The organism is Methanobrevibacter sp., from assembly GCF_045220775.1.
In the GTDB taxonomy this organism is placed as follows: Archaea; Methanobacteriota; Methanobacteria; order Methanobacteriales; family Methanobacteriaceae; genus Methanocatella.
This window is the reverse complement of sequence record NZ_JBGUWC010000014.1, coordinates 1-10,208: the sequence shown is the minus strand read 5'-3', so window position 1 is coordinate 10,208 and position 10,208 is coordinate 1. Positions and strand designations below refer to the sequence as shown.

The 10,208-nt window shown below is 36.0% G+C and carries 13 protein-coding genes and 3 tRNA genes; 12 read left to right on the top strand and 4 right to left on the bottom strand.

The window, feature by feature from the left end; all coding sequences use genetic code 11:
• The 5 genes from ACJROP_RS00660 to ACJROP_RS00640 all read left to right on the top strand — a co-directional run.
• Positions 1-736, top strand: a 736-nt coding sequence (locus tag ACJROP_RS00660; RefSeq protein WP_406533590.1) for a translation initiation factor IF-2 subunit alpha, incomplete at its 5' end; no start/stop codon positions are given.
• 6 nt (positions 737-742) lie between these two features.
• Positions 743-910: an RNA-protein complex protein Nop10 gene (locus tag ACJROP_RS00655; protein WP_069575599.1), complete on the top strand. Its 168-nt coding sequence runs from the start codon at positions 743-745 to the stop codon at positions 908-910.
• A 5-nt stretch (positions 911-915) separates the two neighbouring features.
• A complete protein-coding gene (locus tag ACJROP_RS00650; protein ID WP_406533589.1) occupies positions 916-1,686 on the top strand; it encodes a proteasome assembly chaperone family protein in 771 nt (256 codons plus the stop codon).
• 29 nt (positions 1,687-1,715) lie between these two features.
• Complete coding sequence (locus tag ACJROP_RS00645) at positions 1,716-2,276, top strand: DUF2112 family protein (RefSeq protein ID WP_406533588.1); 561 nt, start codon at positions 1,716-1,718, stop codon at positions 2,274-2,276.
• Positions 2,277-2,298: 22 nt separating this feature from the next.
• On the top strand, positions 2,299-3,486 hold the full coding sequence (locus ACJROP_RS00640; RefSeq protein WP_406533587.1) for a TIGR00375 family protein: 1,188 nt from the start codon (positions 2,299-2,301) through the stop codon (positions 3,484-3,486).
• 3 nt (positions 3,487-3,489) lie between these two features.
• Here the strand turns inward: ACJROP_RS00640 and ACJROP_RS00635 are convergent.
• The 3 genes from ACJROP_RS00635 to ACJROP_RS00625 form a co-directional block, all read right to left on the bottom strand.
• Positions 3,490-3,563: transfer RNA gene (locus ACJROP_RS00635), tRNA-Arg, on the bottom strand.
• Positions 3,564-3,618: 55 nt separating this feature from the next.
• A tRNA-Arg gene (locus ACJROP_RS00630) sits at positions 3,619-3,692 on the bottom strand.
• Between the two features lie 90 nt (positions 3,693-3,782).
• The gene (locus ACJROP_RS00625; RefSeq protein ID WP_406533586.1) at positions 3,783-4,331 is read right to left on the bottom strand and encodes an endoglucanase; all 549 of its coding nucleotides are present in this window, start codon (positions 4,329-4,331) and stop codon (positions 3,783-3,785) included.
• Positions 4,332-4,492: 161 nt separating this feature from the next.
• Between ACJROP_RS00625 and frhA the strand changes: the two genes are divergently transcribed.
• Genes frhA through frhB form a run of 4 tightly spaced genes read left to right on the top strand, consistent with a single transcriptional unit; the run spans position 4,493 to position 8,004 of the window.
• Positions 4,493-5,707, top strand: coding sequence for a coenzyme F420 hydrogenase subunit alpha (frhA, locus tag ACJROP_RS00620; RefSeq protein WP_406533585.1), 1,215 nt, complete (start codon positions 4,493-4,495; stop codon positions 5,705-5,707).
• A gap of 19 nt (positions 5,708-5,726) precedes the next feature.
• A complete protein-coding gene (frhD, locus tag ACJROP_RS00615) occupies positions 5,727-6,296 on the top strand; it encodes a coenzyme F420-reducing hydrogenase, FrhD protein (RefSeq protein WP_406533584.1) in 570 nt (189 codons plus the stop codon).
• Positions 6,296-7,141, top strand: coding sequence for a coenzyme F420 hydrogenase subunit gamma (frhG, locus tag ACJROP_RS00610; protein ID WP_406533583.1), 846 nt, complete (start codon positions 6,296-6,298; stop codon positions 7,139-7,141). Before frhD ends, frhG begins: the two co-directional genes overlap by 1 nt.
• Positions 7,142-7,152: 11 nt before the next feature.
• The gene (gene frhB, locus ACJROP_RS00605; protein ID WP_406533582.1) at positions 7,153-8,004 is read left to right on the top strand and encodes a coenzyme F420 hydrogenase subunit beta; all 852 of its coding nucleotides are present in this window, start codon (positions 7,153-7,155) and stop codon (positions 8,002-8,004) included.
• 73 nt (positions 8,005-8,077) lie between these two features.
• Here the strand turns inward: frhB and map are convergent, their stop codons facing one another.
• The gene (gene map / locus ACJROP_RS00600) at positions 8,078-8,995 is read right to left on the bottom strand and encodes a type II methionyl aminopeptidase (protein WP_406533581.1); all 918 of its coding nucleotides are present in this window, start codon (positions 8,993-8,995) and stop codon (positions 8,078-8,080) included.
• 100 nt (positions 8,996-9,095) lie between these two features.
• On the opposite strand from map, the gene ACJROP_RS00595 reads away from it, so the two are divergent.
• The 3 genes from ACJROP_RS00595 (at position 9,096) to ACJROP_RS00585 (ending at position 10,199) form a co-directional block, all read left to right on the top strand.
• Positions 9,096-9,506 carry a hypothetical protein gene (locus ACJROP_RS00595; protein ID WP_406533580.1) on the top strand — a complete coding sequence of 137 codons (411 nt, stop codon included), beginning with the start codon at positions 9,096-9,098 and terminating at the stop codon, positions 9,504-9,506.
• Between the two features lie 8 nt (positions 9,507-9,514).
• A complete protein-coding gene (locus ACJROP_RS00590; protein WP_406533579.1) occupies positions 9,515-10,030 on the top strand; it encodes a hypothetical protein in 516 nt (171 codons plus the stop codon).
• A gap of 94 nt (positions 10,031-10,124) precedes the next feature.
• A tRNA-Met gene (locus ACJROP_RS00585) sits at positions 10,125-10,199 on the top strand.
• The last annotated feature ends 9 nt before the right edge of the window (positions 10,200-10,208 follow it).

Sequence of the window (10,208 nt, the reverse complement as noted above, 5' to 3'; positions counted from 1 at the left end):
TCTTAATTATGGGGCTTTTGCTAAATTAGAAGAATATCAGGGCAAAGAAGCTTTTATTCATATTTCTGAAGTATCTTCTGGTTGGGTAAAAAATATCAGAGATCACGTAAGGGAAAACCAAAAAATCGTTTGCCGTGTTCTCAGAGTCAATCCTAAAAAGGGGCATGTGGATGCTTCCTTAAAAAGAATCCGTGAAGACCAAAGAACTAAAAAAATCCAACATTGGAAAATTGAACAAAAAGCTGAAAAATTCTTAGAATTGGCTGCAAAATCATTAGATAAAAGTCTAGATGAAGCTTATGATGAAGTGGGTTATGATCTCATGGACATCTTCGGTGATGTTTATGGCGCTTTTGAAACCGCTTCAGAAGAGGGTGTCGAATCACTTCTTGAAGAAGAAATCCCTCAGGATTGGGCAGAAGCTATTACTGAAGTAGCTCAAAAGAATATCACTCCTCCTGAAGTTCACATTAGCGGTTATGTGGATATTGAAACATTTGTGCCTAATGGTGTTGAAATCATCATTGCAGCTCTTAAAGCCGCTGAAGATAATGGTGATGATGAGGAAGAGATTAAAGTCCAATGTGTTGGAGCACCTAGATACAGGATTACAGTAAAATCTACTGATTATATCTTAGCTGAAAAGGCTCTTAAAGCAGCAGCAGAAAGATGTATTGCAGTTGTTGAAGAATCTGATGGTAATGGTTCTTTTCTAAGAGAGTTAGATAATAATTAGATTCTTATGAATATGAAAATGAATAAATGTCCTGAATGTGGAATTTATACTTTAAAAGATTCCTGCCCTAAATGCGGCGGGAAACTTAAAGTTATTTATCCTCCCAAATTTTCTGTTGAGGATAAATATGGTAAATATCGTCGTATATTGAAAAAAGAATCAATGAAGGAGTAATCACATTGAATGCCGCTGAAATAAATGTTTTAGAAGAAATTGAACTAGAAAATCCTATTTTCATTGAAGCGTTACCTGGCCTTGGACATGTGGGCAAACTCGCTGCCGATCACATGATTGATGAATTGGGAGCTATCAAATTTGCCGAGATTTATTCTCCAACTTTTCCTCCTCAAGTTCTTATAAAAGAGGAAGGAATAATTGAAAACATGCTTAATGAGTTATATTATTTAAGAGATGTCGGAGAAGATAATTTAGATTTGATTATTCTCGTTGGTAATACTCAGGCATTGTCTCCAGAAGGCCAATATTTGATATGTAAAGACATTTTGGAATTCGTTAAAGGTTATGGAATAGATAGGATTTATACTCTTGGCGGAATGGCTATCCCTCAACCTGTTGAAAATCCTAAAGTTTATGGAGCAGCTACTGATGAAGCTAACATTGAATTATTAAGAGAAGCTGAAATCGAAATCAGGTCTAATGATGGTGGTATTGTCGGTGCTTCAGGACTCTTTTTAGGTTTGGCCGTACGTCAAGGAATTCCAGGAACCTGCCTTATGGGTGAAACTCCAGGATATTTCATTGATGCAGAATCTGCTGAAGCCATTTTGAAAAAATTATCATTATTGCTCAACTTTGAAATTAATGTCGATAAATTAGATGAAAGAGCAGAAGAAACAAGACAAATGATTGCTAAAGCCCAACAAATGGAACAAGATTTGATTAATAGGGCTAATGCAGGAAACGCTGATGATTTAAGATATATTGGTTAGATTCCAATATATTATTTTTACTTTTTTTTATGAATGTTATAGTTGTACCCGATGCATCTATGATTGTTATTCCATTAATCGAAAAAAATGGACACACTTATTTATCTCCTTCTAATTTTTCCAGATATGATAACATGGATATTCTTGAGGGCAATTTAACTTTTGATACTTTGATTTCAAAATATTCTTCAAGTGAACTGCCTTCTGGTGTGAAATCAAGATTATTCTTATTTTCCAAGGTTGTTGAAAAAGCTGATGCAGCTATTATGATTGGCAAGCGACCGAAAAATCGTGAAAGAATGTATGATGCTTTGAATGATTTGATATTATTCGGCGGTAATGCATGCAATAATGCACATAGTCTGGAGGTAAAAATCGTTCAAGATTTAAATATCCCCACTTTAAAGCTTGCTTATCCAACAAATCAAGCCCAATTAATCGATTTAATAAATAGAACTAATGATTTTTTAAAAAATTTGGATGAAATCGATGGAATTGTTAATGAAGATAAATTAACAGCAGATTTTCATCCCAAAAAAGAAAAATATCCTATTTTTGATGTAAAAAAGTTATTAGATAGTTTAATATAATTTCAATTTCTAACAATTATATATGTTGGTCAATGCTGATTTTCATGTTCACAGTTGCTTTTCAATGGCTTCATCGAAAGACATGCTGATAAAGAATATGGCTCCCAAATCCAAATTAAAAGGACTGCAGCTTTTGGGAACCGGTGATGCATTCCATCCCGGATGGTTGGATATTGTTGAAGAGACTACAACATATTCGGGTGATGGAATTTATTCTGTTGAAGATATGGATTTTGTTTTAACAACTGAAGTGGAGGGAAAGCACAGGATTCATCATCTGATTATCATTCCGGACATTGACATTGCCCGTGAGTTATCAGATAAGCTTCCATCCAAAAATAAGGAAATTGACGGAAGGCCTAAAACTAGATATGGTGGTACAGAGCTTTTGGATTTGGTGAAGGAATATGACTGCCTTATCGGCCCTGCCCACGCATTCACTCCATGGACAGGCATGTATAAATCACATGACAGCATTTATGATTGCTATGGAAAAAAGCCGGATTTTGTTGAGTTAGGTTTATCTGCTGATACCTTTATGGCAGACACTGTCAGCGAACTTAAGGATTTTCCATTTTTAACAAATTCCGACGCCCATTCACCATGGCCACATAGGTTAGGTAGGGAATTTAATCAGATTGAGCTAAAAGATATTTCATATTCATCTATAAAACATGCAATAAAACATAAGGAGATCAAAGCAAATTATGGTTTAATACCTAATTTAGGAAAGTATCACATGACTGCATGTACCAAATGCTATAAATTGGTTGATCCCATGATTGCAAAGGACAATAAAATGAAATGCAGTTGCGGTGGAACAATCAAAAAAGGCGTTGACTTTAGAATTTCTGAAATTGCCGATTATAAAGAGCCTAAACATCCTAGCTTCAGACCGAAATATGTTCATTTGATGCCCCTTGCTGAATTAATTGCCACTGTTTATGATAAAGGAGTTACAACAAAAACCGTTCAGTCAAAATGGCAGAAATTGATTGATAGTTTTGGGACCGAAATAGATGTTTTAATTAATGCTCCATTAAAGGATATTGAAAAAATCGATTCGAATATTGGTTCTGTCATTGAATCATTTAGAAATGGATCCATTGATGTTGTTCCTGGTGGTGGGGGAAAATATGGTGAGATTTCTTTCAATAAAAAGATAGTTGAGAGAAAATCAGAAAAAATACTTACTTTGGATAATTTTTAAAAACGGACTTGGAGGGATTTGAACCCTCGATCTTAAGATTAGGAGTCTTACGCCCTTCCAGACTAGGCTACAAGCCCATAAAATATTAAATTGCCATGCAATCTATTTTTTAGAAAAAAAGAATATTGAGAGCGGACCCGCCGGGATTTGAACCCGGGGTCTTCGGATTAGAAGTCCGACGCCCTATCCAGCTAGGCTACGGGCCCTCATATGCAACAATAATAAATCTGTTATTTTTATTATATATATTTATCTATTAGTTAAATAAAAAAATAAAAAGGATTAAAGAATAATCCTTATCCTCTACCAGTAGCACCTGTCGCATCATTAACACTTATTGTATCGACATTATTACCATCAGCATCATAGACAGTAAAGTACCAGTATCCATCAGAATAGTATCCGCTTCCAATATAGCATCCTGGTTCTCCAATAGCGCCACTTGCAATACTTTGTGCGCTGGAATATGATAATTGTGTTCCGCTTCCACTACCTGATCCGGAACCGCTTCCACTACCGGAGCCACTTCCACTTCCACTATCGCTAGTGCCAGAACCTGAACTGGATCCACTACCTGATCCTGAGTCGCTAGAGCCTGAACTACCTGAACTACCTGAACTACTTGAACCAGAATTTCCTGAATCGGTAGTAGCTACAGATAATCCGGTTCCATTATCGGTTGAAGTAGTATTTCCTATTCCATTTCCAGCATTATCATCATTTGCTGACATACTTGATAAATCAGAAAAGATTGGATTATCACTATTAGTAATACCATACGCCGCAACTGCTGCCGCAACACATAAAACGATAATAATGGAGATGATTATATTTGCTTTATCCAATTTTTTTCCTCCTATAAATTTGATTTTAAGATATAATAATATAAGTTTAAGATGTTCTATAATATATACGTTTCTATATGTAATTTTTAGTATTACTTATTAATATATACAAACAAAAATATACACGTTAGTTTCTAATTTCTATAATTGAGGTGACATATTTGAAAGATAGAGTAGTTATATCCCCTACAACTCGTCAAGAAGGCCATGCCGAACTCGTCATGGAAGTCGATGACGAAGGGATAGTTACAAAAGGTATGTATTTTAGTATTACTCCGGTAAGGGGTTTAGAAAAGATGGTTCTTAACAAAGCACCTGAAACCGCTCCTGTTTTGTGCCAAAGGATTTGTGGAGTATGTCCAATTCCACATACTTTAGCATCTGCAGAAGCTATGGACATGGCATTAGGAATCGAAATTCCTAAAGCAGCTAAATTGTTAAGAAAAGCAGTCGCAGCAGCACATGGTATTAACAGTGCAGCAATTCACCACTTCTTAGTTGCACCGGACGTTGTCCCTGAGGACAAATTCGTAGCAGCAGTAGACAGTGTTAGTGAAGTCAGAAAAACTGTTCAATACGTTGTTGACATGATTGCTGGTGAAGGTATTCACCCATCTGATGTAAGAGTTGGTGGTATGGCAAGAAACATTACCCCATTCACCAAAGAAAGATTAGTCGAAAGAATGACTGCATTAAAACCAAAACTCGAAGAGCACGTTGAATTTATTAAAAACTGTGTACTTGAAGCGGGTTTACCTGCAGATTTAGGTGTAGTTAACCAACCATTAATGGCAGTCGATGCAACCTATGGTTCCAACGAATTTGATATGGACAAATTCTCTGAAGTATTACCAGAAGCATGGTATGATGACCCTGAAATTGGTAAAAGAGGTTGTTCAGTAATTCCGCTATGGGAAGGTCAAAACGTTGAAACCGGTCCAAGGGCAAGAATGGAAAAATTCGCAGGTTTCAAAGACAAAGGTGTAGTCGCACAACATGTTGCACGTGCAGATGAAATGTTGAAAAACTACGATGCATGTATGGAAGCTTTAGATGCAATTGATCCTGCTGCTCCTGCAAACGTAAGTTACGATAAGAGAGGAACTGGAGAACTTGGATTCGGTGTCATTGAAGGTCCTAGAGGAACTGATGTACACATGGCAAAAGTTGTCGAAGGAAAAACTCAATTCTATTCTGCAATTGTGCCTACTACATGGAACATTCCAACAATGGGTCCTGCAACTGAAGGATTCCACCACGACTTCGGACCTCATGTTATCAGAGCATACGACCCATGTTTATCATGTGCTACTCACGTGATGGTAGTTGACGACGAAGATAAATCCATTCTCAAAAATGAAATGGTGAGAATCTAAGTATAGGGAGGAAAAAAATATGCCTTATCATTCGGATATAATCGTTATTGGCTGTGGAAACATCTTGTTTAAAGATGATGGTTTCGGTCCAATAGTTATAAATATTTTACAGAAATATCTCAATGATAAAAATGATTATTATGATCCAGCTGTTACTGCTTATGTTGAAGAAGAATTTGATAAAGATATTCTAGAACAAATTATATCAAAATTTGAAGATGTATCATTACCTGACAGTATTCAATTTATTGATGGGGGCACTGCAGCTCCAACCAACTTTTTCCCATTATATGAAGAATATGATTGGAAAAAGCTTATCGTGATTGATGTGGTTGAGTTTAATGCAGAACCTGGAACCGTTGATAAATTTGATCCTAATATTATGAAAATAGGAAAATATGACAATCCTCATGGATTGACTGTTGAAGAACCTCTTCAAAAAATTTCTGAAAAATGTGAAGTAGTCGTTGTTGGTTGTAAACCAGCTGAGATTCCAACTCCGGATGTGGATATGGGTTTATCAGAACCTGTTGAAAAGGCAATTCCTGAAGCTATAGATATTATTTTAAATGAAATAGGGGTAAAATAATGTTTGAAAAATTGAAAAAAGCTTTTGGTGGATCTTCTAAAGCTGAAGAACCAAAAGTAGAAGAAAAAATTGAAGAAGCTGCTCCTGTAGAAACTACCGCACCTGCAGAAGAACCTAAAGCTGCTTCATCAAAACCACGTATTGGTTACATACATTTAAGTGGTTGTACTGGTGATGCAATGTCTTTAACCGAAAACTATGACATATTGTCCACAGTTTTAACTGATTTGGTTGACATTGTATACGGTCAAACTTTAGTTGATAAATGGATTCACGGAACTTATGCTGAAGAAATGCCAGAAATGGACTTATGTTTAATTGAAGGGTCTGTTTGTTTACAAGATGAACACAGTGTTCACGAATTATTAGAAGCAAGAGAAAAATCCGGATTAATTTGTGCATTCGGGTCATGTGCTATGACCGGTTGTTTCACCACATTTGCTCGTGGAGGTCAACAAGCACAACCTAAACATGAATCTTTCGCACCAATTAGTTCATTAGTTAAAGTAGATTTAGCACTTCCAGGTTGTCCTGTAGCTCCTGAAATGATTGCTAACGCAGTTGTAGCATTATGTGAAGGAAACTTAGAATACTTACAACCAGCAATGGATATTGCTGCTTGTAACGCTGGATGTGGCTGTGATGTAATGACCAACATTATCCGTAACGGATTATGTACTGGATGTGGAACTTGTGCTCTAGCTTGTCCAACAAGGGCTATGGGCTTTTCCGAAGGTAGACCTAGCTGTGATAGAGACAGATGTATTAAATGCGGATCTTGTTATGCAATGTGTCCAAGAGCATGGTTGCCTATAAAAAGAATTAAAGAGGAAACAGGATTATAGGAGGAATGAACATGCCATTAGGTACTTATAAAGAAGCATTATCTGCAAGATCTACTGATAGTAAAATTTTAGAAGTATCACAAGACGGAGGAATTGTTTCAGCATTACTCTGTTTCGCACTTGATGAAGGAATCATTGAAGGTGCTGTTGTAGCTGGAACTCCTGATGACGATTGGAGACCTATTCCTACTGTAGTAACTTCCTCAGATGAAGTGATTGCTGCTGCTGGAACTAAATACTCAATGTCCCCAACTTTATCCGCTTTAAAAGAAGCAACCCGTCAATACGGACTTGAAAAAGTTGGTGTAGTTGCAACTCCATGTCAGCTTCAAGGTTTAAGGAAAGCAAAAGCTTATCCATTCACAAGATTTGTCGTTAATAAGATTAAATTAATGATTGGTATCTACTGTATGGAAAACTTCCCTATGGCTTCTCTTGATACTTTCGCAACCGCTAAATTAGGATTTGACTCTTTAACTGATGCAACCAAAATGGACATTGGTAAAGGCAAATTCTGGTTAACTAAAGATGGAGAAGACAACGGTTTAGCTATTAAAGAAACCCACGGATATGAACAAGCAGGATGTAACATCTGTATGGATTATGTTGCTGAATGGGCGGATGTATCCACCGGTTCTGTAGGATCTCCTGATGGATGGTCCACTGTTTTAACCAGAACCGACGATGGTGACAGCATCTTTAAAGCTGCAGTTTCCGCTGGTTTAATTGAAACAAAACCAATGGATGAAGTAAAACCAGGTCTTCCTTTACTTGAAAAATTAGCTCAAGGTAAGAAAGATAAAAACGGTAAAGAACGTGAAAGAAGAGCAAAATTAGGTTTACCACTTCCTGTGGAATACTAATTTTATTTCTTTTTTCTTTTTTTCTTTTTTTAATAAATAAAAATAGGTGTTGCTTAGACAGCAACAGATTAAATTAAATTGTTGTAACTGTACAACCTTCTTTTTCAATGATTAGCGTATGTTCCTTTTGACTTACAAAACAGTTCTTTTTCTCGCGAAGCGGAGCATAAGGATAGATTGCCATTGCCTCTGATAACTGTTTTAATGCAATGCTTCCCTTTCTGTTTCCGAATTCGTCAGTAATCCATCTTCCTGAGAACGGAACATATGCATGGTTGTGCTGGATGTATTTCAGAACTTTTTGTGTGGTTTTCATTCTGAAAGGCTTGTTTGCCATGTATGAAAAGATATAATGGCCGGGAGCATCATTTACGATTCCTTCCCCATTGGTTGCAAACGGTTCTATTGCAACGGCCTGGCCTTCTTCCAGAACATAGTTGTCATGATTGTCATAATTTGGAATTGAAATTCCAGCATGCAGATTGTTTTGCTCTAGGCTATGGCCTGTCAAGTTGAATATCGGATTTAGATTGTATTCCGCTATTGCTTCATGAACTGCAGCCCCTATTTTTGAAACTTCCACTCCTGCTCTTGCTGTAGCTATTGCGGCTTCAAGGCCTGCGGCGGATGCTTCTATGATTTCCTCATGCAGGTTGATTTCATCTTGGGTGTAGTTTTCATCAATGTTTCCGCCGGCTATTATTGTAACTGCGGAATCTGCAATATATCCGTCAACCATTGCACCCAAATCCAGTTTTACCATATCTCCTGCCTTAAATTGGGTCTTATCTTCTGCAGGTGATGTATAATGTGCAGCTATTTCATTTATTGATACATTGCATGGAAAAGCAATTTCCGCACCAGTTTTTAATATTTCACTTTCTACATAGTTTACAAGGTCAATAACCAAAGCTCCATCAGTAATCATTTTTGAAGCTTCACTGCGTATGTCTGAAACGATTTTTCCAGCTTTTAAGTAAGATTCTATCATAAGCTATTACCTTCTTTAACAAATAATTAATTATTTAATTAATAAAGTTTATATTATATTTTATATTATTATACTGTATATATTATTTGGAGGTTATGACATGGAAAGTATTACTACAATTCCAGATCAAATGTTCTATTTGATAATTTTGATAATTGTTGCTGTTGTATTACTTATCATTGTTTTCCAATGGAGAAAAGTAGCAGAATCAAGAAATTCAATATCAATACTTGAAAAAGAAATTGAACTTAAAAAAATGTCCATGGTAGAAAAGGACATTGAATCTAAAAGATTAATGGATAATCCAATTCCATTGCCACAAGAGCAACAGGACAGCCTTTCAGCTATCAGACAATCCACTACAGAAGTAAGAAGCAATGTCGGTTATCTTCACTCTGAAATCAATGAAAGATTAGCCAGACTCGAAGCTGAAACTGAACTGAAAAAATTGGAAAAAATGCTTAAGGAAATTGAAGCAAAAGAGAAAAAACTCAAAAAGATGGATAAATAGGTGGTAATATGGATGCTATGGAAGCAGTTGCAATCATTATATTAGTCGTTGCAATTGTGATTTTAGTTTATTATTATTTATTGAACAGTCCTGAAACTATGTCTAAACTGCGCAATGTTGTTCCTGAAAGTGCTGATGCACATATGGATGAGGTTTTAGGCAAAAACAAATCAGATTATGATTTGACTAAAGATGAATTGGTTGATGACGATTCCGAATCAATGAGTAAAAGAATCAAAGTCAAATTAACCGACAATGTGTCCAGTTTAAATACTGATGCATTTTCTAACAAACTTGATGCTTTCTTAGATGAAAAAAGCGATCAATTAATTAAAGATTGGTCTTTAGCCACTACAAATGATTTAGAAGAGCTTCAAACCAAATTTGCAGAAACAACTACAAGTGTAGATAATTTAGAAAAGGATTTAATTGAATTCAAAAAGTCATCTGAAGAATTCCAAAAAGTTACTGAGGAAAGATTAGGTGATTTGGATAAAAGAATAGAATCATTAGAAAATAAATAACTTATTTTCTTTGATTTTTCCTCTTTTTGTAGAAAGGTTTATATATTATCCATTCAATAATTTATATATAGTCGTAATACTATTTTTGTCGTATAGCAGGGTGGGGTAGTCTGGTGATCCCGCGGGGCTCATAACCCCGAGATCCCTAGTTCAAATCTAGGCCCTGCTACTTTTAATT